A 23,081-nucleotide genomic window follows, 5' to 3' on the forward strand; every position below is an offset into this window, starting at 1 on the left:
TGTTTTTATTTACAATTAATAAATATTTACTCACTTAAAATATTATCTGTTGAACTTTCTACCGAATTTACACTTTCAGTATTCTGAGCGTTATTAATTTTATTTTGTGATGTCTGTTCCCCTATATCTCCCCCTCCATTACTATTTTCATTACTACTTTCTCCACCTATATTATTTATAGCATTGCTACTATTTTGTGAATTATTATTGTTATTATTTAAAGCATTTCCTCCATTATCTATATTGTTTACAGAATTATTTAGATTATTATTTGAATTATTCCCTCCCATATTTATTTCATTATTTTCATTACTATTTATTTCGTTATTACCACTTCCCCATATATTTTGATTATTATTTTCTGTGATACCATCTCCTAAATTATTATTGTTATTATAAATATTATTTTCTAAAATATTACCTCCATTTTGCTGATTTTTATTTTCTTTATTATTAAGAACATCATTACTATTTTCAGTATTACCTTGCTTATTTTCAATAGTTGACTCATTATTAACTTCAGGTATATCGTTGTTTTTTGATTCATTTTTTTTCACTTTGCTAGAAGCATTTTGAGATGATGAATTCTTATTTTCACTCTTTTTAATTGGAGTTTCTACTTTTTGTTTTTCCTTGTTTTCTTCATTTGTTTCTTTTTTAGCATTTTCATATAATGAATCATCTTTTATTTGCCCATTATAACTGCCTGTATTTCTAGCTAAAATATTGTTTAACCCCTCTACCTCCTTAGAATCTGTGTTATTTCCACTTGTTATAACTCCAAGTAACGTTACATCTCCTCCATCATTATTTACAACCTTTATCTCATTTGCTCCACTTAAATTACTAGATATTAATATATATTTTAAGTCTTCATTATCTGATTTAGTATCTATTCTTCTATATAAAATCCTATTTACATAAATCTCAATTATTCCACCATTTTTGCTAGTTTCGTACCCTAAACCTATAATGTTTCCATCGACTTTATACCTTATATAATCATTTTTACTACTACTTTTAACCTTATTTTGAGAAACTGAAAATCCCTTCTTTTTTTCTCCTTTAAGAGTTACCTTATAAGGTTCAAAAAGAGTGGTTACCCCATAATAAGCATCTTTATATTGGGTACTTATTTCTTTTTTATTATTCACATTGTTCTCTATAATATTGGTTAAATTTTTGCAATAACTTTCCCTAAAATCCTCTATCCCCTCTCCTTCTATATTATTTTTTACTACATCTTCATTTACCTTAGCTAAATCCAAACCATAATACGTTGCTAACCCATTTATACTTTGATAATAAGCATCACTAATCAAACTTTCATGTTTTACAATTGGTATAATATCCACCGAAGTGTTGTTATATTTTAAATCTCTTAAAATACTTTCATATATTCCACTAAAATTAATTTCACTAATTTCTTTCTCATCATTATTTTCAAAACATAAAAAAACTAAATCAAACTCTCTATTTTTTATATTTATATATTTATTTAATTGCTCATAAATAGTGGCATTATCCTCTGACAAATTTGTTAATTTAACCTTTGAATTATAAGTGTTTTCTATAAATGATGTTATATCTTCTTTTAAAATAACATCACCCAAATAATTTTCATCACCTAAAATAAGTATATTAATATCTTCTCCGTCAATAAGTTTATCATAGGCAGTAACAGTCTTTACCTCTTCTGCTTTATTAGTAATTTCTAAAGATTTATATATTTCTCTATTTGATGCTAAAGCACTTTTACTTTGAAAATACCATACACACGAAAAACTCAAAACCGATACTATAACGCCACTTACTATAACTCTTTTTCTACTGTTCTTCTTAACCATATTATTAAAACTATTTAATAAATTCTTTTTTACACTTTTTCTTTTGTTACCTCTCTCGCTCCCTAATTTCCCCCTTTTCATCATAAAAATTCTCCTTAAATATTAAATTTTCTTTATAAACCAAATAGAAATTTAGCCTATATAATACAATAAATTATAATATATATTGGTTATTTTTTCCATAAAAATAGTCAAAAATATACCCTTTTATAAAAGAGTATTTAAGCAATAATTTAATGTTTAAATTTTTTAATTTACACAATTTATAATTTATATTAATCAATATTTTTATGCTCTCTTAAGTAAAAATTTTCTAAAATTTTAGCCTCCCTTTTTAAGTCATAACCTTGTTTATTCATTTTATATTTTATATAATCTTGATTTACACTATTTCTTAATAAAGATTTTTCTAATATATTTTTAGCTATAATTTGTTCATTTTCATTATAATTAAATCTATATACCAAGTCTAAATTTAAATCCAAACCATCATCCATATTTCCTAAAACTATGCAAGGTAAATCATTTTCTTGAGCCTTTATTATAAAATTTTCTATTTCATCTTGGTCTAGAAATACCATTACATCAAAAACTTGTATAATATCTTGCTTCAAAAACTTGCTCTCTTCTAATAAAACTATATTATTAGCATCTAAATTTAATTTTTTTATCTCATTATTTATCTTTTCTTTACAAATATCATTAGAAATCAAAATAAGCTTTGAGTTTTTATGATACTTTCTTATTTCTTTAAAAAGTGACAGCATTTTTTTATTCTTTTCTTCCTTGTTAGATTTATTTATAAATCCAATAACTTTCTCATTATTTAATTTTAAAAGCTTTTTAATGTTTTTTTGAATTTCTCCATTATAAGAAAACTCATCTAAATCAATAACATTTTTTAAAAGAGTGAATTTCTCAAATTCTCCAAAAAATAAATTTCCCTCTTCTTTTGAATAAGCAAACTTGTAATTTGAATTTCTATTGACAGAAAATCTAAAATATCCATTTCTATTAAACTTAGGAATTTTGTTATACATATGTGCGATTCTAATTGCCACACCAGCCTTTTTAGCCTCTGACAATATTACTCCTGAAAAATCATCTAAATAACAATGAACTATATCATATTTATGAGTTTTAAAAAAATCTCTAGCAAGTTTTCTGTATTTATATGCTCCTATTTCTTTTAAACATTGTATCTTAAATATATGTCCCCCTAAAGACTCTATCTCTTCATTAAAAATTCCTTCGCATTCTCCTTGAAACAAAAAATCAAATTGAACATTTTTTCTATCTATATTTCTATACATATTCATAATAAAAACCTGAGCTTTTTTGCAATTATTTTTAGGTAAAATATTTAAAATTCTAATAGGATTCATAAAATCAACTCCACCTAATAAATATTAGTTATTTAATAAATCTTATGTTTAACCTCAATTATTAATTCTAATATTTAAAATTATATTTCTCATTAATTATTAAAAAACTTAATAATAAAAAAATTATAAATATAAAATAATACACGTAACATGAGTTACATACTTTGAATTTAAATTTATGTATACTACTAACTGTAGCAAGGAGCTACACATTAAAACATAAAAAACATATTATTTAAATTGAAATTTGAAAAATTAATTATATACCAATAAATATACATATAAAGGAGTAATTAAAATGGAGTTATTTTTTAAAAAACGTAATGAAGAAAAAGCAAGAAAAGAAAAAGAAAAAGAAATAGTTGTAGAAGTTCCTGAAAAGAAAGCCCCTGAAATGTTCTGTTATCAATGTCAAGAAACAGCTGGATGTTCTGGTTGTACTGTAAAAGGTGTTTGTGGAAAACCTGCTGATGTTGCTAGACTTCAAGACCTTTTAATATACGTTGTTAAAGGATTATCTGCTGTTGCTGTAAGAGGTAGAGAAGTTGGAATAAACAATAGAGAAGTTAATAAGTTCGTTGCTGAATCATTATTCACAACTATAACAAATGCTAACTTTAATGATGAAGTATTTGTAGCAAGAGTAAGAACTGGTCTTGCATTAAGAGAATACTTAAAGAAAGAAATTGAAGCTTTAAAAGGAAACTTAGAAAATCTTCCAGAAGCTGCATTATGGTCTGGTGATAGCGTTGAAGAAATGCAAGAAAAAGCTAGAACTGTTGGAGTATTAGCTACTGAAAATGAAGATATAAGAAGTTTAAGAGAACTTATAATATATGGAGCTAAAGGTCTTTCAGCTTACCTTAAACATGCTAGAGTTTTAGGATACTACAATGATGATGTAGATGCATTCATGCAAAGCGCTTTAGCTAAAACATTAGATGATTCATTAGATATTTATGCTTTAGTTGCTTTAACTGTTGAAATGGGTAAATATGGAGTTGACGGAATGGCTTTACTTGATAAGGCTAATACTGAAACATATGGTCACCCTGAAATAACTAAAGTAAATATAGGTGTTAGAAACAATCCTGCTATCTTAATAAGTGGACATGACTTAAAAGATATGGAAGAATTATTAAAACAAACAGAAGGAACTGGAGTAGATGTTTATACTCACGGTGAAATGCTTCCAGCTAACTACTATCCAGCATTTAAGAAATATGATCACTTTGTAGGAAACTATGGAAATGCTTGGTGGAAACAAACTACTGAATTTGAAAGCTTTAATGGTCCAATACTTATGACTACAAACTGCTTAGTACCACCTAAAGATAGCTACAAAGACAGAGTTTATACAACTGGTACTGTAGGATTTAAGGGATTAAAACATATAAACAATAAATTAGATGGAACAAAAGATTTTTCAGAAATAATAGAACATGCTAAAAAATGTGCTTCTCCAACAGAAATCGAAAAAGGAGAAATCATAGGTGGATTTGCTCATAACCAAGTAATGCAATTATCAAACAAAATAGTTAACGCTGTAAAAACTGGAGCAATAAAACACTTCTTCGTTATGGGAGGATGTGATGGTAGAGCTAAATCAAGAAACTACTATACTGAATTTGCTGAAAAATTACCAAAAGATGCAGTTATATTAACAGCAGGATGTGCTAAATATAAATATAACAAATTAAACTTAGGTGATATAAACGGAATTCCAAGAGTTTTAGATGCTGGACAATGTAATGACTCATATTCATTAGTTTTAATAGCTCAAAAACTTGCTGAAGTATTTGGTCTTGAAAGCTTAAATGATTTACCAATACACTACAATATAGCATGGTATGAACAAAAAGCCGTAATAGTATTATTATCATTATTACACTTAGGAGTTAAAAATATTCACTTAGGACCAACACTTCCAGCTTTCCTTTCACCAAATGTTGTTAAAGTATTAGTAGACAACTTTGGAATAGGTGGAATAACTAATGTTGATGATGATATGAAGATGTTCTTAGAAGCATAATCTATTCATTAAAATCAACTAAACATAAAAGGATGTAAAATTAATTAGATTAAATAAAATTCCCAAAACAACCCTCATTAATATAAAATTTTAAGGCTATATTTTAGAGTAAATTCACTCTAAAATATAGCCTTTTTATGCTTAGAATTTGTTTTACTTAATTTATATTAAAACTCTAATACCTTATCTATTAATTTCTGATTTTACACTTTATTAAGCTTAGCTTTTTTAATAGTTTTTTTCTTATTTCTGCTTCTTTTAATTAACAAACTTAAACTTTCAACAAAATTTCTAATAATATTAAAAACAATAACTGAAATTATGCCTCCTGTAAAATCAATTAAAACATCTCCTACACTAGAACTTCTTCCTTGTATATACATCTGAAAGTATTCATCAAAAACTGCACAAAGAAGAACTGTAAATAGAGTATAAATTATTGCTTCCCTTCTTGTAACATTAGTCTTAACAAAGATTAAAGACAGAATAAAAGCTAATATAAAAAACTCAAATCCATGTGCACACTTTCTAAAAATATAATAAATTTTATCACTTCTTGTCTTATTTTTCCAATCATTTATATTATCCTTAAGCGTTTGTAATATGCTTTTTAAACTCAACTTTACACTGTCTTTATCAACACCATAACTTATACTATCAATTTCCTCCCCCTTCATTACGCTCTTTACATTGCTTATAAAAGAGTCAGTAGTATTGCTTGACTCAATACCTACTTGACTTGAATTATAAAATATAAATCCAATCCAAATCACACATAAAAACACAATTATCTTTTTCATATTTTTTACCTTTTAATTTAGTTTATTTTTATAAAAATTATACCTTAATAGTTTTTAAATGTAAATTATGTATTAAATTATAATTGAACTAATTCTTAAATTTCTTTTTATCATTTTTAGAACTTAGTAAAAGAATTCCAATTGCAATAAAACCTACTGCAAAATAAATCCTCCTAATTATTTCCCCTGTACGTGGTAAATTTGTTTTATTATTATTTTTTATATTATTACCTAAATTTATTTGATTGCTACTAGTTATACTATTGCCATCATCCCCCTCTGCTATAAATAACCAATCAACCCTTGCATATTTATCTTTATATTCATCTCCTATACCATCCCTTAATGTTGCCACTGCTTTAAACGTTTTACTACTATTAGGATCAAATACACCTAAAAGAATTTTTTCTTCACTCTTCTCATTTATAATTGGGCCTTTATAAATAACTTCATCCCCAAAACTGACTTCCAAATCAATAACTTTAAGCAAATCATATTCTTCTTCATTAGTTATTCTTTTTGCACTCATATAAAGACTATAAGCAAAATCATAATTATTCTCTATAATAAGAGTATTTTCTATCTCATCTCCAGGATTCATATCTAAATTTTCTAAAAATATTTTTTCTTCATTTATATTCATATTATTATTCATATGTATTTTTATAATACTATTATTAACACCTAAAACATCTATACCTCTAAAGCATAGAAAACAACATGATATTATTAAAACTTTTAAATATCCCTTCATAAAATTCCCCTTTAAATTTATACATCAAAATACATATAAAATTTTATATTCCAAAATTAAATTTACTGTTATTATTTTATATTTGATACTTTATCATAGCATTTTTCACAAGAGATGGTATATCACGCCAAACATCATCCAAAGCACTATTTGTATCTTGTACACTTTCCGCTGTCACTACTACATCAAAAGCTAAACTTTTATATACAATGCTTGCATCTAGTGATAAAGTAACCGAATCTAAAAGAAGATTTGTTTCACCATTAGGCACAACTCTAGCAATATAGTAAAACCATCCATTATCTTCACCCAAATCTTTAACATTTGTCCATTTATCTCTCATATTATTTATATTATTAAGATGATCTTTATTAAAATTTAAAACTATCAAAGATTCATCTAAAGGAATTGCTTTTTTATTACTTGAAGCTTGTTCCTTTGTTAGATACTCATATTTTTTAACTTCTTTATCATTTCCCTGTTCATCTTTTTGTTTTTCTATTTTTTCAATATAATGCGTAACTATCTCACCTTTATGTTTCCATACTTTATCTATTTTTACCCTTATAAATTGATTGTAATTTGCTGTATTTTTTATTTTAACTTCTTTTTTCTTTGTAGCACCAGGAATCATGTTCTTAGCACCTTCTCTATCAAAATTTTCTTCGATTTTTACTCCACTTTCTATATTATTTGCTTCACCAGAATTCACAGTTTCAAAAGCATTAGTTATACTATCTTTTGATGTAAACCACGCAAAGCTACCACCAATTAACCCAATAGCTAAAATTCCACCTATAAAAAGAGATACTATTTTCTTTTTACTCATTCTAAATCCCCTTACTCTTTTAAATATTAAAAAATCTATTTATTTTTCTTATAACCTTAAGCTATGTTTTAAAATCAAAACATAGCTTTTTAATTACATTTACTATTTACCTAAATTTTTTATTGCTTCTGGTGCAGTTGTCCATGTTTGACCTACAGCTCCATTAGATGCTTGTACACTTTCTGCCGTAATTATTACATCAAATTTTAAATTTTTATATATATTATCTGCTTCACCTGATAATGTAACTGATTTTAATAATTGAGATGTAGATTTGTTTGGTTTAACTACACTATTATAATAGTAATATCCTACATCAGCCCCTAATTCAGTATCACTATTATTTATCCATTTATCCTTATCAAGATTTAATATTATTAAATTTTTATCTAATGATTGAGCTCCATCAGTACTAGATGCTTCTTCTTCAGTTAAATTTAAATATTGTATAGTTGGAACTGTAACATCACTCCCTTGTTTATCTTTAGCCTTTCCTTCACTTATTATATAGTGAGTAACTACATTACCTTCAGAATCTTTCCATACCTTCTCTATTTTAGCCCTTATAAGTTGATCATAACTTGCAGTATTAGTAACACTTACTTCCTTCTTTACTTCATCTCCTGGAGTTATATTTCCAGCATTATTTTTATCAAAATTTTCTTCAATATTTATACCACCATCTGTATTTCCTGGATTATTAGTACTTCCTGTTTGAAATGCATTAGTTACACTGTCTTGTGATGTAAACCATGCAAGAGTTCCACCTATTGCCCCTATCGATAATATTCCTGCTATTAATAATGCTGACACTTTCTTTTTATTCACTTTAATTTCCCCCTAAATTTATAAATATTATTTATTTTTTATATATCAAATACACTAATCGGCTATCTTTAATTTTTTATTTCTAGTTTGCACCTTTGTTATTTTTGTTATTAGCATAAAAATAATAAATATTATAATTAATCCACCTATCATCAAAAGCATATTTTTTTGTATAAACATAGCTACTGCTCCCAGATAGGGTATAAATTTAACTACCTTACCTACTAAAAAACTCGAATCTATAGGATTTGGATCCTGCACATTATTTGCATCTCCTTTTGTTACAAACTTTATCCCATTAGCATTTTCTATATCTATCACTCTGTGAGTTGTTACATTATCTGTACTTGAACTTCTAAAAGTTATTACATCACCTTCTTGAATATTTTGAGGTGACACCTCTTTTACAATTATCAAACCACCTACTTTTATAGTAGGACTCATGCTACCTGTTAAAACATTGTAAACTTTATACCCTAAAAAAGAAGGCGCTTGTCCTGTTTTACTCGCTCTTCCCATAATCAAAGTAGTCAATAAAAGAAAAATAAGCACAGTATAAAACATTATGTTACCCAACATGTTTATAAGTTTTTTCATAATCTAAGCACTTTCACCTCTAACTTTCTTTGTATCCCTTTATAATTTTATCTAATAACTCACATATAGTTTTATCAGCAACAGTATCTTTATCATTAATATCTATATTCCAAAGTTTTTTACAAGCCTCTTCTGATACTTGAATAGCCTCTGATTTAACGTCTACCTGCAAATATTTATCTTTATATAAGCCTACAAAATTTTCTCCTACTGTATTTTTATCAACTACAGCTTGTACAGATTCTAAAAGTTCATTTGTAGTCTCTTCAGCATTTAAAATTGATGTATAATAATAATACCCATCATTTCCTTTAATCCACTTTTCTGAAATATTTCCATTAATACTTGTAATTAAATTTCCTTCTTTTAAATTGAGCTTTACAACATCTTCACTAGCATTTCCCATTGAAAAAGGTGAATTTCCTTCTTTATCAATTGACCAACTAGGTGTTATATTAACTCTTACAAGAACGGGTATGATAGATTCATTTTTCACTTGAACTTTTTTATTTATTTTCTGCCCAGACCATCCCTCGCTAGGAGGTTTGAAGTCTGGTTCTTCAACCTCAATATCTATATCCCCATTTTGAAAATTATTTGTAACCTTATCCTCTGATATAAAATAAGCTGATGTTGTCCCCACTCTTATTCCAACTAGAAGGAAAGCTATTGCAACTAATGATATAAATATTCTCTTTTTCATAACTTTCCTCCTAATTAGTTATACTTACTGTTGCATCATACTTTATTGTATTTTTCTTATTGCTACTATCATAAAACAAATTACTATTTTTAAATCTATTTGTAATAACTCCGATATAATTATTGGTTAATGTGGTCATCTTTATAGTTTTTAAGCTTTTTGTACTAGACAATTCATCTTTAAAACAATTACTAACCAATTCATAATTCATTGGAACTACTTCAAATAATTCATAAGTTAGACCATAAGTTAAATTAGCAAATTCATATTCTTTATCAGGTATAGCCTCTACATTAATTTGTTCTTTTATCTCACCATTTTCATTTTTTCCTATCAACTTCAAAGTAAACGAAGTATCGTTTAAAACAGCATTCTCTACAACTTTTTTAACTTTTAATGATAATGGAGCTAACTTCATTTCCACAGAAGCATCACTAATTTTTTTAAAATTATCTCCAGCATTTTTAAATAAAGTAACTGTGTTAGTTTCATCTTTAATCAACTCACCATTACTGTCACACTTCAATTTACTAGGAACCGTCCACCCTTTTGCTCTAATCTTCATAGTTTTTCCTTTATCTATACAAAAATTATTCGCATTTATTTTTTCCTCTTGTCCATCATCATTTATTAAATAAAACTCCCAATCATCATTATTTATCTTGTAATTTGTAAGTTCATCTTTTAAACTAAGATTTTCAACTGCTACCGCGGTTCCATTAGGAGTAATAGTATTATTTGTTATCTCAAATAAAAACTCCACTTTATCCCCTGGATACAACTCTCCTATAAATCTTTCTCCACTTTGTTTTTCAAATATAATTTCTTCTTCCCTAGTTACTTTTTCAATATCTTTAGTTATATTTATATTGATTTTATTATCACTTTCATCTGGTGTAATTGGTATATCTTTAATCTGCACTTTAACACTTGCCTGTCCATCATTTCTAAGATTTGTTTCACTTTCTTTATGAGTTGCACTTGAAATAACTGTATTCTCTACTACACCATTTGTAGCATCACCATCGCTTACTAAATATTTCAACAATTCTTTGCTCTGTACAACTATAATTTCATCTACATCTAAAGACTCTAAAGCGCTTAGTCCACTTCCAATTACATTATCTTTATTTTTCTTAATAATTTCTAAATCCGAATCTTGAATCTTGTTATTATCTTTATGAACACCATCTTTATTTATTGTTACTCCAAGCATTTTATCAACAAATTCAACATTTGTAAGAGGCACATTTCCATTATTTTTTAATGAAAATTCGTAATAAATAGTTTCCCCTGGATATACGTAACTATCATTTGTCAATTCTATCTTTTCGTTATTATCATTTATCAAATAAGCATTTTTACTTACTGACATTTTAGGGATAAATTTTATATTTGTTTCTATTTTTAAATTAGACTCAGCTGTATGCCTCTCCATATAAAAAAAGTCAAAATTATATAATTTATTTATCTCAATTTTAAAATTTCTACTTTTACCTCCTAACGTATAAGAAACTATCCCGTACCTTTTATCACTTTCATCTTTCTTTATTGTAAAACTCGCATCTTGTTTAGCATGTATTCCTCCTAAATCAATAACTAGCTTGCCATCTAAATAAACCCATACATCATCATCACCACTAAAATTGAAAGTTAGTTCATCTTCCCCATTAAAAGAAAAACTGCTATGCGATTCTAAAGTAAAGTGAAAATTATGCCATAAAGTAAAGGTTGAATTATCTTCTTTCACAAATTCTTCGTTTCCAAATCCTTTATTATCTAAAGGAAAAAAACCGTCTTTACCACTATCAAAAACATATTTCCCTCTATCTTGTTTTTCTAATTTTAAAAATCTTGTATCATTATCTTGCACATTTAGGTTTTCAGAGCCATTAACATCTTTAAACCAATTGTTCATTATATAATAAACATATTCATAACAAGTATTAATGCTAGATATACCTAATTGATTGCTATCGTATAATGCTTTTGCTCCTTCATATGTACCCAATCTTTCATTTTTTTCTCTTTCATTTCCTTCTTTGTTTTTTAATATCCTCTCAAATACATTTGTATAATATTGATTTCTTTTATTTCTTTCATATACTTTATTTAAATTTTCATTTAAACTTTCAGCTACTTGCTTTATCGAACTTTGAGTGAATATAGGTTTTTTATTATTATCCAAATTCTCTGCTACCATGCCTGCCCCTAAGTACGGAAATTTTGTTAAATCTGCATCAAATAAAACATAATCCATTCTAAAATCTCTTATAGTTACTGGAAATTCTATTACATCCGATTCATCTGATATGCTCCAGACACTTAAATCATCTTCTTGGGTAGCTTGTACAATTTGAACTCCTAAAGTTGATATAATATATATAATATTTGTTATTAATAATGAAATTATTATGAACATCCGTAGCCTTTTCATTTTATCCCCCTTAATTATATTTCAAAAAATAAAATTGTTATAAATTATTTTTTGGGCATTATTATTTTAACGTTTCTACATTTGATAATTTAGACAATAAAAAAAGCTGTATATATAATGTCTATAAAACATTATAAATATAGCCGGTTGCACTATTTTCTCCATATATTCCAAGTGCCCAAATACAGAATATATTTCATAGAATCTACATCTTATTTCCAATAATAATTTTACACAATTTTTACTATTATGTAAATATGTTTTAAAAAATAAGAATTTTTTACAATAAAATAATTTTAACAATAATTTATTCTATAAATACATCTAATAATATTAGTTTAGATTTTAAATTCTAATATGAAAACGATTATTTTTAATATTATAATAAATTTTATTAACATTACTTTTATTACAATACAAAAAAGCTATATCCTAGCTTAATTAACTAAAATATAGCTTTAATTGTAATTTACACTATTATAATATGCTTTTTAAATATTCTATAAACGCATCTTTAAGTTCTGGTTTTCTAAGTGCATATTCAACTGTTGCTTCTAAGAAACCTAATTTATCTCCAACGTCATATCTTCTACCTTCAAAATTATAAGCATAAATAGCTTCCTCACTCATAAGTTCTAAAAGAGCATCTGTAAGTTGAATTTCTCCACCTTTTCCTGGCTTTGTTCTTTCTAATATTTCAAATATACTAGGTGTTATTATGTATCTTCCTAATATAGCCATATTGCTTGGCGCTTCATCAACTGATGGTTTTTCAACCAATCCTTTAACCTTCGTAACATTTCCTTCTATCTTTAATCCATCAACTATTCCATATTTATCAACATCTCCATCTGGAACAGTTTGAACTCCTAAAACACTTGTTTTATATTCATCATAACAGTCCATAAGTTGTCTTAAACAAGGTTTTCCCTCATTATAAACTATATCATCTCCAAGCATAACTGCAAAAGGTTCATTTCCAACAAAGCTTTTTGCACAATAAATTGCATGACCTAATCCTTTTGGTTCCTTTTGTCTTATAAAATGAATATCTACCATATTTGAAATGCTTTTAACCATTTCTAACATTTCTACTTTTCCCTTATGCTCAAGTTCAAGCTCAAGTTCAACTGATCTATCGAAATGGTCTTCTATACTTTTTTTATTTCTTCCTGTTATTATAAGTATTTCCTCAATTCCAGATTCTATTGCCTCTTCTATAATATATTGAAGAGTTGGCTTATCAACTATTGGAAGCATCTCCTTTGGTTGAGCCTTTGTTGCAGGTAAAAATCTAGTTCCAAGACCTGCTGCTGGTATAATTGCTTTTCTTATCTTTTTATCCATACTACTACTCTCCTAAAATCTAATATTATGTTTTAATATATTCTATTATTTATTATACAATCTATTTTTACATAATAAAACCATACTTATATAACATTATCATATTACTTAAACTAAAACTGTTTCTTTTAAATTAGATTCTTGCCATCTCCAAGAATCCCTACACATATCATTAATATTTTTTGTTGCCATCCAATTAAGTTCTCTATTTGCTTTAGTTGGATCTGCATAACAAACTCCAATATCTCCTGCTCTCCTTTTAACTATTTCATAAGGCACTTTTCTTCCACTTTCCTTTTCAAAAGCTTCTATAACTTCTAAAACGCTATACCCCTTTCCCGTACCCAAATTATAAGTAAAAATTCCTGAATCCTTTTTTAATTTTTCTAATGCTTTTAAATGACCTTTAGCTAAATCAACTACATGAATATAATCTCTAACACCTGTACCGTCTTTTGTATTATAATCATTTCCAAAAACATTAAGTTTTGAAAGCTTACCTATTGCAACTTGTGTAATATATGGCATCAAATTATTAGGAATACCATTTGGATTTTCTCCAATCAAACCACTTTCATGAGCCCCTACTGGGTTAAAATACCTCAAAATTGCTATATTAAAATTCTTATCAGCATTATATAAATCTCTTAAAATATCTTCTATAATAAGCTTACTCCTTCCATAAGGATTTGTAGCTGAAAGTTCAAAATCTTCTAATATAGGCATAGTTTTAGCCTCACCATAAACAGTTGCAGACGAACTAAACACAAAATTCTTAACATTATACTGCTTCATAGCTCTTAAAACATTTAATGTACTTATTAAATTATTTTCATAATATTCTAAAGGTTTAGAAACTGATTCACCAACAGCTTTAAGAGCAGCAAAATGAATAACTGAATCTATCTTATTTTCTCTAAAAATTCTATAAACCTCATTTAAATTTATTAAATCTTCTTCATAAAATTTAAAAGTTTTGCCTGTTATAGTTTCGATTTTTTCCTTAACTTCTATTTTACTATTAACTAAGTTATCCACCACTATAACATTATATCCTGCATTTAAAAGCTCAACTACAGTATGGCTTCCTATATATCCCATACCTCCTGTAACTAAAACATTCATAAATCTACCCCCATCAATTTATTAATTCCCTTAATATAACTTTATAATATTTATTTTCTATATTCAACAATTTATTGTTATTTTATAGTATTATTTTTTTAATTCTTATAATTAAAAGTCAATAAATTTTACTAAATATTTACTTGTATATTTATAAAAAATCCTCTGCTTTTATACAGAGGATTTAAAAAACTAAAATATATCTAATTAATAAATAGATGTCTCTAATTGCTGTGGAGTTATTGCATTATAGTATCTAAATTTATTTTCCACATCAGTCTTATCAAACCAATAACCTTTATTCACTAAAGTATTTCTAACTATAATTGTTATATTATTATTGTCTTTATCAATGGTAAATGTTTTTGTTTGTTTATTGTAATTTTCCCAATTTTCTAATTTAACTGTCTTACCTTCAGTTTCTACATAAACATCTACTTGTTGATAATTCATAGGAAGTAATTCCTCTATTTTGTACTGTCCTACTGTAAGATAATTAAGGCTGGTATCAGTATTTATAGATATATCTGTATTTTCACCTTTCAAATAAAAGTTTAATGTTTCCTCACTATTTCCCACTAAATTAACAGTATATTTTTCATTTCCAACTACTGATATTGAAAATTTATCATCTTTGTTGACTTCATCATCAGAAACTTTATTCCATCCACGCAAAAGCTCTTTTTCAACTATTTCTTTTTTTATTTTTATTGTTCCCTTTTTAGAAGGAATATTAACGTTTGGAATATTAAATTCTTGCTTCTGTCCATCATTATAAGTGATGTCGGCTGAAACATTTGTGTCTATATTGTCTCCACCAAAATAAGCATCTTTTAATTTCGCATTAAATGTAACTATTACTCCACCTTTGCTTTCTCCTGCATTTACCTTTATATCACCTATCTTAAATGTTATATTATTTCCAGTAACTTTTGGTTGTATATTTATAACATTCCCTTTCAAATCAGTGACCTTCCAACTCTTATCTACAATATTAAAATAATCAGTTACTATATCATTAATAGTTACATTAGTGGCTACTGTATTATTTATATCAGCCGCAATCTCATTACTGATATCAGTAAATATACTATTTACAACATCTAAATTTTCAGTATAATATTTTTTTCCAAATTCATTAGTGTCTATAACATTTTGTATTGTTTTTAAGAAATTAACAGCTTGTTTTTTTTCATTATTACTAGCATTTGTAAAAACACCTACGCTATAAAATTTAGCATCTATTTGATTATTATTACTAGATGTTTTATTCCAACTTGTAAAATGTTTATTATATTCATCTTTAGCAGCATTCATATATTGTTGAGAAACTGTAGTTCCATTACCACCAGAATACGATTGTGTTGGAAGTCCATCTGTAAAAAATACCACATATTTTTTAGCATCTGTTCTAGCCCCTCTCAAGGTTTCAGCTGCCCTTCTAATTCCAGCCTGTGTATTGGTTCCTCCTCCTGCCGTTATAGCATTTATCGCTTTATTTATATCGTCTTTACTACTGGAAAACCCCAAATTTAAATATGAGCCTTGTCCATTATAACCATTATATTTACCATAATAATCATAAGTAACTATCGCTATCCTTACATCTGAACCTTGAGTATTTGATAATATATTATTAGTAAAATTTGTAGCTGCTTCCTTAATCTTATCAAGTTTATCATTCATGCTACCTGATTTATCTATAACCATAACAATATCAGCATTTTTAGCATCTGTTCTAGTTACCTCTCCTTCAGCTGTTAGAGTTATTTTAACTGTTTCACCATCCACTAATTCAGCTGTTTTATTTATAGTTAATCCACTTGAAGTTGTTGGAGAATTATTTTCGTTATTTTCATTTTTTATTACACTTCCATTAGCTACAACATCATCAACCTCATCTTCAACTACATCATTATCAACATTTTCTTCAGCATCATCAATAGTGCCTTCACTATTCGTATCATCAATAGCATCTTCTTGTACTGTATCATCTGCAACTTCATTTTCTATATCTTCTTTGTCTTCTTTTGCATTTTCTTCTGTCTTTTCATCTTTCTTTGTTATATCTTCTATAATTTCATTTTCTACATTCTCCTCTGTTGTTTCTTTTTCTGCTACAATACTTTCTAAACTTACATATAGTTTTGGAAAATCAATTTCTGTGTTTTCTTGATTATCTTCTGTATTTTCTTGAAGATTATAAACAAGCTTTGTTTCTGATGTAACCTCTACATTCTCTTCAACTTTTATCCCCTCTTTTACCTTTGCTGAAAAAGAAACCTCAACTTCCTTTACATTAATATCACCAAATTCAATATTTGTTTTTTCTCCATCAGTAGTTATCTTTACACTTTCTTTATCGTCAATTCCTACTACATTAATGCTATTTTCAACTAATTCAAAACCGCTATTTAATGTATATGTTGCGCTAGCATTATAAATATTTATGTTTTCCTCATTATTTCCTTTTATTTTTAAGGTTACTTTTAATTCATCATCTGAAATCTTTTCTCCAGTCTTACTTAAAATAAGTTTTCCATCATCTGATACAATTTCATCATTATTTAATACATCTTTTATCCTTACAGATTTAGTATCCTCAGCTTTTACAATAGATACTGGATTTATTAATCCTACTATCATTGTTATAATTAGAGTCATTATCACCGTTAATGATACTGTCTTTTTATTTTTATTTTTCATTTCAATTTAAACTCACTCCTTATATGATTTTGATTTTTTATTTATAGCCACACCAATTATAATCAAAATTCCACCAATTAAAGCCATATATTTTAACAAATTTATTTGACCTGTATATGGTAAACTAGTAGATGGCTTTTGCACATTTGAACTTGTACTATTAGCTGAGGTATTGCTACTTGTTGAATTTCCAGTATTAGTTATAGTTCCATTTCCTGTTGAATTTCCCCTATTCGTTGTAGGCTTATTGGTACTTGGTTTATTTCCATTACTAGGCTTATTACTTGGCTTATCTGTTGATGTATTACCTTTAGAATCTTTTCTTACCGCTGTAAAAATCCAATTGACTTGAGCAAATTTATTTTTATACTCATTTCCAGTGCTTGGTCCATCCAATTCCACCTTAGCAAATAATGTTGCTTCTTCCCCCGGTTTAAACGTTCCCAAGCTTATATTATCTGTTAGCTTATATTCGCCACTAGTTGGACCTACATATATAACCTTGTCATCAAAAGTTATCTTTAAATCCAGCTTATCTAATAAATCATATTCTTCCTTTTCACTTACTCTTTCTGCCCTTAAAAAAAGCTCATAACTATCCTCATACTGATTCTTTATTTCTAAAGTTCTTTCAACACTATCCCCAGGTAACATGTTGTATCTATAAAGAAACATATCCTCAGTATTTGATATATGAACCAATCCATCTGCATTTCCTAATAATTGAACATTAGGGGGAGTCAACGTACTTGCCTCCCCCTTTATGCTAATTATTAAAAGAAGTGAAAGGGTTATTAAAACTGTTTTTATAAAACCCTTCATGTTCTCACTCCTTATTTGATTTCTGTTTTATTATGATATTATCTTATTTATGTTTAATATTAAATTCTAATTACTTGGCCTAGTAGCTGCTACTGCATCTTGTCCAAGGGTTCCATATATAGGATATAAACTATCAGGAGCCCAATCTTTATATGCCTCATTAGATGATTGTATAGAATCTGCTACAACTGTTACATCAAATTCTAAATTTTTATATTCATTACCAGCCTTACTGCTTAAAGTAACAGAGTCTAATAACATATTAGTGTAACTACCACCTGCCACTTTTCCTATATAGTAATAATATCCATCTTCCCCTTCAAACCAAGTTCCTTCTGCCTTAGTATCCTTAAGATAATCAGTGAAATTTAATTCTATAAGACTAGTATCTAGTTCATACTCCTTTCCAGCAACTTGAATTTTTTTAATCTCAGTTCTCTTTTCATTTCCATTTTCATCTTTATCTACCTTAACAAATTTTTTCTCAAATTTAACTTTTATAAATTGATCATAATTTGCTGTACTTTTAACTCGAACATCCTTATTTGTTTCAGTTCCTGGTAACACATTTTCAGGTTTTTGGAATTCTTCCTCTATCTTTATTCCTGCATCTGGATTACCAGGTTCATCTGTTCCTGTAGTAGCAAATTGGTTTGTTACAGTATCTTTAGATGTAAACCACGCAAATGTTCCTCCAACTACTCCTGCTGTTAATATTCCTGCCAACAACAAAGCACTTAATTTTTTCTTATTCATTTTGGTCCCCCTAATTAATTTTTAATTTATATCTTAAGACTATGTCAAAACACATTTTTATATAACTATACTTTATTGAAATTTTTATTTTTTTCTTCCTCATCTATAAATTTTAATCTTTTTCTAAGTCCTGCCCCTATAACAAATAACGCCATTAAAGCCACTACAAACACTATTATTTTTGTTAAATTATTTTTCATCCAAGCCATGACAGCCCCAACTTTAGGCACAAATTTTACAACTTTCCCTATTAAAACATCTGATTGTACTGGTGATGGATCTTCTACGTTATTCGCATCCCCTTGGGTAACATATTTTATAGCATTGTTTTCATTAATTATCTCCTTTACCCTGTGTGTCGTTATATTATCAGAATTTGTACTACCAAATGTTATAATATCATTAACCTCTATCTCCTCTGGCTTTACTTCTTTGACTATTACCAAATCATTAATATTTATAGTAGGACTCATACTTCCCGTTAATACTGTAAAAAATTTATATCCAAAAAAGCTAGGCTGTACACCCTTTCTTACAGAATTTAACGAAAATCCAGAAATAGCAATTAACGTTATTAGGACTGCATAAAATATGATATTACCTAATAACTTCCAAACTTTATTTTTAGTCATTTTTCTACCTCAACATAATTTAAAATTACTTTAAATATTTTATTATTTATTACATAAATTATTTAACATTGTTTTTATACTATCATTACTAATATTAGACCATGTTTTTTCATAAGCTTCCTTTGTTGCTTGTACAGCTTCTGCTTTTACATCTACTATTAATTTTTTTCCATTATATCTACTTTGTAATTCATTTGGTATATCGGCACTTACACTCTCTAATAAAATTTCAGTACTTCCATCTTTAGGAACTAAAGTATTATAATAATAATATCCGTCTCCACCATCTATCCATTTGTTTGATTCAGATGTACTTGCATCTGCTATATTTGCACTAGCCCAGTTCAACTTTATAATATTGGTATCTCCTGCCCATGCCTTTCCATTTTCATCTACCCATCTTGGAACTATTGCAACTCTTATAAGTGTATTTACATTACCGTTATTTTTAACCTTCACCTTTTTATCATAACTTTCACCCTTCCAATTTTCTGGAGGGTCAAATTCTTCATCTACCTCTATATCAACATCCCCAGATACAAAGGCATTTGTAACCTCATCCTTAGACGAAAAATACGCATTAGTTCCAACAACAATCCCTACAATACTAACTAACATAGCAGTCAATATTATACTTAACTTGATATTCTTTTTTGTCATACTTGCTCCTTTTCCCTATACATTATTTTATTAATTTATATGTACTACTCTTTTCTTTAATTCAAATATAAATAATTCTACTAAGTTATTTTTTAATATTACGTTTACAAAATATTTAATAGTTAATAATATGTAAAATAAAAGACTTTAGGGAAATATTATCCCTAAAGCCAATCAAACAATATTTTGCTTTAATTTCTTTTTTATTTTTAATGCCTTTAAAAGTTCCTTTATTTCCTTATTAAAAGTAATAAAATTCAAAACTATAAGAATAGTTAAATAAGCAAGTCCCCCAACTAACCAATTAAAATTATTAGATAGAGTTAAAAAGCTTACAATTAAAACCAAAAGATAAATAAATTCTTTTTTAGTTATGGTTAAATATCCAAAATCTTTAATAGAATAAATATACCATGTTATAAACGCAAGAGTTGTTGCAACTGCAATAGCTTCTGGTGTTTTTGATATAAACATAGCAACTGTATTATATATTGCTGAAATTAGAACCATAAAAAACACTACTTTAACATATCTTTTTTCATTTTTTCTAGCCTTATATAAATTTACATAAAGTGCATTTATAACAATCATATAAGGATATGCTGCAAAAGATATTGCTATTATATTAAGAGCTGGTATATATTTTTTTATCATAATAGACACAATAGCTGCAAAAGCAAAATATCCAAGACTTGCAAATCCACCTAAAATTAAAAAAGCATTTTTAAGTTTTTTAACTTCTTCCTCTTTTTCTCCCTTAGATAGATAATTATAAAATGTTACAGACACCGCGCTAACTAAAAGATTTATTATGTTTAACATAGATATTGCAAAAGAATAATAAGCAAAAGAATCTACATCAAAAAATAATTTTATAAACCATCTATCAATAGCATAAAACATCATAACCGATAGATTTCCTAAAAGAATGAAGAATCCCACCTTAACATTTTTTAATGCCTTCAAATCATATTTAGCTTTTATTCCCCTTGTTGATTTATAAAATCTATATTCTAAAAATAAAAAAGCCATTCCATTAGCCACTAAAGTTGTTAAACAATAAAAAATCTTATTTTCACTTCTAAAAATTATAGCTAAGAATATATTTAATAAAAGGTACATCAAAGTATAAACATAAGAAACCTTTACATAATCTTTAAATTGCCCTGTAGCTTGATAATATAATTGATGAAAGGAATATGTGTTAACAGGAATTATACTAAGGGCTATTAAAAACATTATTACATCATTATTAACAAAAGCAAAAATTAAAAATATAGCAGTTACTATTGCTTGCATAACCAAAAATACTTTATGCTCTCCTTTAAGTTCTGCTTTATCAATTTCATTTGAACTTTTTCCACCATATTTTATATACATTCCATCTACAAAACCAAAATGTAAAAAACCTATATATGATATATAAAAAGCATAAGTTTTTACAAAAGAATAAGATTCCACAGATAATATGGCTGGTACAACAAACCCTATTATTATCCCTGAAATCATACTTAAAAAATTTGCAGAAAATATCCTAAGAATACTATTTTTCAGACTCATAACTTCTCCTTTTAATACCATTTTTAAATTTGTAAACTTTTTATTTTAAACATATTTAATATTTTTATACATATAATTACTTTAAATCATTTTTTTATATTATTCAACAAATATATTTAAAAAAGTTTTATTAATAATATTATGTTAAACTTTACATAAGTATGTCAAAATGTTACAATTTATGTGTTATTACGAAAGGAAGTGCAGTTAAATGGTCAATAATTCAAAAGAAAAAAACGTCACCAAGAAAAAAAAATTGTCCCTAGGTAAAAAAATTTTAATAGTTTTTGGTCTTATTTGTCTTTTTGGTGTAAGTGTTTTAGGTGGAATCTTTGCTTATTCTTACGGTTTATTTAATAAAATGGAACAAGTAGAATTGGATAAAAATGATTTATCATTAAACACATACGTATCTAATGACAATATTGTAAACATCGCTTTATTTGGAGTTGATAGTATGAATGGAGAAGGCGGTCGCTCTGATTCTATTTTAATTTTAACTATTGATAAAATTAATAATAAATTAAAGGTAAGTTCAATAATGAGAGATGCTTACGTTAATATCCCTGGTCATAACAAGGATAAAATAACTCATGCTTATGCCTATGGTGGTCCTCAACTTGCTGTAAAAACATTAAATGAAAACTTCGATTTAGATATACAAGAATTTTTAACGGTAAATTTTGAATCATTTCCTGAAATAATAGATGCTTTAGGTGGAATTGATTTAGAAATTACACAAGAAGAAATAAACGCTTCTATAAATATAAATAGCCATATACAACACTTAAATTCATTAAATGGAACTAACTCTCCATATATAACTACTCCAGGACTTCAACATGTTGATGGAACACAAGCTTTAGCTTATGCTAGAATAAGATATACAGATGGCGGAGATGCTGCAAGAACTCAAAGACAACAAATTGTTCTTAATGCTTTAATTGAAAAAATAAAAGAAACCCCAGTAAGTAAATATAATGCTCTTTTAAATAAATTTTTACCTGTAATTAAGACAAGCTTAACTTCTAACGAAATGTTAGGCGTTGCTGGAGATGTTTTAAAACTTAGTAATTATCCAGTAGAAAATAAAACTTTTCCTCTTGTGGAAAATAGTAAGGACTCTATGATTAATGGAACTTATTATTTAACCTTTAATGAAAATACCACTGTTAAAGAAATTCATGAATTTATATATGGAATTAGTGACACAAACTCTAAATCTTCTTCTAAATAACATTAATTTCTAATAATATTAAAA

Annotated in this window: 19 protein-coding genes and 1 riboswitch; of the genes, 2 read left to right on the top strand and 17 right to left on the bottom strand. The window is 27.0% G+C overall.

Going from position 1 to position 23,081, the window contains the following annotated elements; genetic code table 11:
* Window positions 1-26: 26 nt before the first annotated feature.
* Both DR020_RS02120 and DR020_RS02125 read right to left on the bottom strand, forming a co-directional pair.
* A complete protein-coding gene (locus tag DR020_RS02120) occupies window positions 27-1,931 on the bottom strand; it encodes a hypothetical protein (RefSeq protein WP_112365124.1) in 1,905 nt (634 codons plus the stop codon).
* A 191-nt stretch (window positions 1,932-2,122) separates the two neighbouring features.
* Window positions 2,123-3,232, bottom strand: coding sequence for a glycosyltransferase family protein (locus DR020_RS02125; protein ID WP_112365125.1), 1,110 nt, complete (start codon window positions 3,230-3,232; stop codon window positions 2,123-2,125).
* Window positions 3,233-3,626: 394 nt separating this feature from the next.
* On the opposite strand from DR020_RS02125, the gene hcp reads away from it, so the two are divergent.
* Entirely contained in the window at window positions 3,627-5,264 is a 1,638-nt protein-coding gene (hcp, locus tag DR020_RS02130; RefSeq protein ID WP_235865659.1) for a hydroxylamine reductase, read from the top strand.
* Between the two features lie 203 nt (window positions 5,265-5,467).
* Here hcp and DR020_RS02135 read toward each other — a convergent pair whose 3' ends face one another.
* The 15 genes from DR020_RS02135 to DR020_RS02205 all read right to left on the bottom strand — a co-directional run bounded on the left by DR020_RS02135 (window position 5,468) and on the right by DR020_RS02205 (window position 21,820).
* Window positions 5,468-6,064 (bottom strand): VanZ family protein, encoded by a 597-nt coding sequence (locus DR020_RS02135; RefSeq protein ID WP_112365127.1) that lies wholly within the window; start codon window positions 6,062-6,064, stop codon window positions 5,468-5,470.
* Window positions 6,065-6,152: 88 nt separating this feature from the next.
* Window positions 6,153-6,818: a hypothetical protein gene (locus DR020_RS02140; RefSeq protein ID WP_112365128.1), complete on the bottom strand. Its 666-nt coding sequence runs from the start codon at window positions 6,816-6,818 to the stop codon at window positions 6,153-6,155.
* Window positions 6,819-6,894: 76 nt separating this feature from the next.
* Window positions 6,895-7,647, bottom strand: a complete 753-nt coding sequence (locus DR020_RS02145; RefSeq protein WP_112365129.1) for a BsaA family SipW-dependent biofilm matrix protein — start codon at window positions 7,645-7,647, stop codon at window positions 6,895-6,897.
* Window positions 7,648-7,749: 102 nt separating this feature from the next.
* Window positions 7,750-8,475, bottom strand: a complete 726-nt coding sequence (locus tag DR020_RS02150) for a BsaA family SipW-dependent biofilm matrix protein (RefSeq protein WP_112365130.1) — start codon at window positions 8,473-8,475, stop codon at window positions 7,750-7,752.
* Between the two features lie 54 nt (window positions 8,476-8,529).
* Complete coding sequence (locus DR020_RS02155) at window positions 8,530-9,072, bottom strand: signal peptidase I (protein ID WP_112365131.1); 543 nt, start codon at window positions 9,070-9,072, stop codon at window positions 8,530-8,532.
* A 19-nt stretch (window positions 9,073-9,091) separates the two neighbouring features.
* A complete protein-coding gene (locus tag DR020_RS02160; protein WP_112365132.1) occupies window positions 9,092-9,775 on the bottom strand; it encodes a BsaA family SipW-dependent biofilm matrix protein in 684 nt (227 codons plus the stop codon).
* Window positions 9,776-9,785: 10 nt separating this feature from the next.
* Window positions 9,786-12,212 (bottom strand): fibro-slime domain-containing protein, encoded by a 2,427-nt coding sequence (locus DR020_RS02165; protein ID WP_112365133.1) that lies wholly within the window; start codon window positions 12,210-12,212, stop codon window positions 9,786-9,788.
* A 132-nt stretch (window positions 12,213-12,344) separates the two neighbouring features.
* Window positions 12,345-12,428, bottom strand: a riboswitch (cyclic di-GMP riboswitch).
* Between the two features lie 261 nt (window positions 12,429-12,689).
* On the bottom strand, window positions 12,690-13,559 hold the full coding sequence (gene galU / locus DR020_RS02170; protein WP_055258221.1) for a UTP--glucose-1-phosphate uridylyltransferase GalU: 870 nt from the start codon (window positions 13,557-13,559) through the stop codon (window positions 12,690-12,692).
* 108 nt (window positions 13,560-13,667) lie between these two features.
* A complete protein-coding gene (gene galE, locus DR020_RS02175; RefSeq protein ID WP_112365134.1) occupies window positions 13,668-14,684 on the bottom strand; it encodes a UDP-glucose 4-epimerase GalE in 1,017 nt (338 codons plus the stop codon).
* 207 nt (window positions 14,685-14,891) lie between these two features.
* Window positions 14,892-17,390, bottom strand: coding sequence for a vWA domain-containing protein (locus tag DR020_RS02180; RefSeq protein ID WP_112365135.1), 2,499 nt, complete (start codon window positions 17,388-17,390; stop codon window positions 14,892-14,894).
* A gap of 12 nt (window positions 17,391-17,402) precedes the next feature.
* Window positions 17,403-18,212 (bottom strand): LPXTG cell wall anchor domain-containing protein, encoded by an 810-nt coding sequence (locus DR020_RS02185; protein ID WP_112365136.1) that lies wholly within the window; start codon window positions 18,210-18,212, stop codon window positions 17,403-17,405.
* A 66-nt stretch (window positions 18,213-18,278) separates the two neighbouring features.
* Window positions 18,279-18,968 (bottom strand): BsaA family SipW-dependent biofilm matrix protein, encoded by a 690-nt coding sequence (locus DR020_RS02190; RefSeq protein ID WP_112365137.1) that lies wholly within the window; start codon window positions 18,966-18,968, stop codon window positions 18,279-18,281.
* 65 nt (window positions 18,969-19,033) lie between these two features.
* The gene (locus DR020_RS02195) at window positions 19,034-19,600 is read right to left on the bottom strand and encodes a signal peptidase I (protein WP_112365138.1); all 567 of its coding nucleotides are present in this window, start codon (window positions 19,598-19,600) and stop codon (window positions 19,034-19,036) included.
* A gap of 42 nt (window positions 19,601-19,642) precedes the next feature.
* Window positions 19,643-20,260: a BsaA family SipW-dependent biofilm matrix protein gene (locus DR020_RS02200; protein ID WP_112365139.1), complete on the bottom strand. Its 618-nt coding sequence runs from the start codon at window positions 20,258-20,260 to the stop codon at window positions 19,643-19,645.
* A gap of 174 nt (window positions 20,261-20,434) precedes the next feature.
* Window positions 20,435-21,820, bottom strand: coding sequence for a polysaccharide biosynthesis protein (locus DR020_RS02205; RefSeq protein ID WP_112365140.1), 1,386 nt, complete (start codon window positions 21,818-21,820; stop codon window positions 20,435-20,437).
* A 211-nt stretch (window positions 21,821-22,031) separates the two neighbouring features.
* On the opposite strand from DR020_RS02205, the gene DR020_RS02210 reads away from it, so the two are divergent.
* Window positions 22,032-23,057, top strand: a complete 1,026-nt coding sequence (locus tag DR020_RS02210) for an LCP family protein (protein WP_112365141.1) — start codon at window positions 22,032-22,034, stop codon at window positions 23,055-23,057.
* Window positions 23,058-23,081 lie beyond the last annotated feature (24 nt).

It is taken from the genome of Sarcina ventriculi (assembly GCF_900456775.1).
Lineage (GTDB): Bacteria > Bacillota > Clostridia > Clostridiales > Clostridiaceae > Sarcina > Sarcina ventriculi.

Coding starts and splice junctions, on each gene's coding strand:
- DR020_RS02120 (WP_112365124.1), bottom strand. CDS start 1,931: ATGATGAAAAGGGGGAAATTAGGGAGCGAGAGAGGTAACAAAAGAAAA.
- DR020_RS02125 (WP_112365125.1), bottom strand. CDS start 3,232: ATGAATCCTATTAGAATTTTAAATATTTTACCTAAAAATAATTGCAAA.
- hcp (WP_235865659.1), top strand. CDS start 3,627: ATGTTCTGTTATCAATGTCAAGAAACAGCTGGATGTTCTGGTTGTACT.
- DR020_RS02135 (WP_112365127.1), bottom strand. CDS start 6,064: ATGAAAAAGATAATTGTGTTTTTATGTGTGATTTGGATTGGATTTATA.
- DR020_RS02140 (WP_112365128.1), bottom strand. CDS start 6,818: ATGAAGGGATATTTAAAAGTTTTAATAATATCATGTTGTTTTCTATGC.
- DR020_RS02145 (WP_112365129.1), bottom strand. CDS start 7,647: ATGAGTAAAAAGAAAATAGTATCTCTTTTTATAGGTGGAATTTTAGCT.
- DR020_RS02155 (WP_112365131.1), bottom strand. CDS start 9,072: ATGAAAAAACTTATAAACATGTTGGGTAACATAATGTTTTATACTGTG.
- DR020_RS02160 (WP_112365132.1), bottom strand. CDS start 9,775: ATGAAAAAGAGAATATTTATATCATTAGTTGCAATAGCTTTCCTTCTA.
- DR020_RS02165 (WP_112365133.1), bottom strand. CDS start 12,212: ATGAAAAGGCTACGGATGTTCATAATAATTTCATTATTAATAACAAAT.
- galU (WP_055258221.1), bottom strand. CDS start 13,559: ATGGATAAAAAGATAAGAAAAGCAATTATACCAGCAGCAGGTCTTGGA.
- galE (WP_112365134.1), bottom strand. CDS start 14,684: ATGAATGTTTTAGTTACAGGAGGTATGGGATATATAGGAAGCCATACT.
- DR020_RS02180 (WP_112365135.1), bottom strand. CDS start 17,390: ATGAAAAATAAAAATAAAAAGACAGTATCATTAACGGTGATAATGACT.
- DR020_RS02185 (WP_112365136.1), bottom strand. CDS start 18,212: ATGAAGGGTTTTATAAAAACAGTTTTAATAACCCTTTCACTTCTTTTA.
- DR020_RS02190 (WP_112365137.1), bottom strand. CDS start 18,968: ATGAATAAGAAAAAATTAAGTGCTTTGTTGTTGGCAGGAATATTAACA.
- DR020_RS02195 (WP_112365138.1), bottom strand. CDS start 19,600: ATGACTAAAAATAAAGTTTGGAAGTTATTAGGTAATATCATATTTTAT.
- DR020_RS02200 (WP_112365139.1), bottom strand. CDS start 20,260: ATGACAAAAAAGAATATCAAGTTAAGTATAATATTGACTGCTATGTTA.
- DR020_RS02205 (WP_112365140.1), bottom strand. CDS start 21,820: ATGAGTCTGAAAAATAGTATTCTTAGGATATTTTCTGCAAATTTTTTA.
- DR020_RS02210 (WP_112365141.1), top strand. CDS start 22,032: ATGGTCAATAATTCAAAAGAAAAAAACGTCACCAAGAAAAAAAAATTG.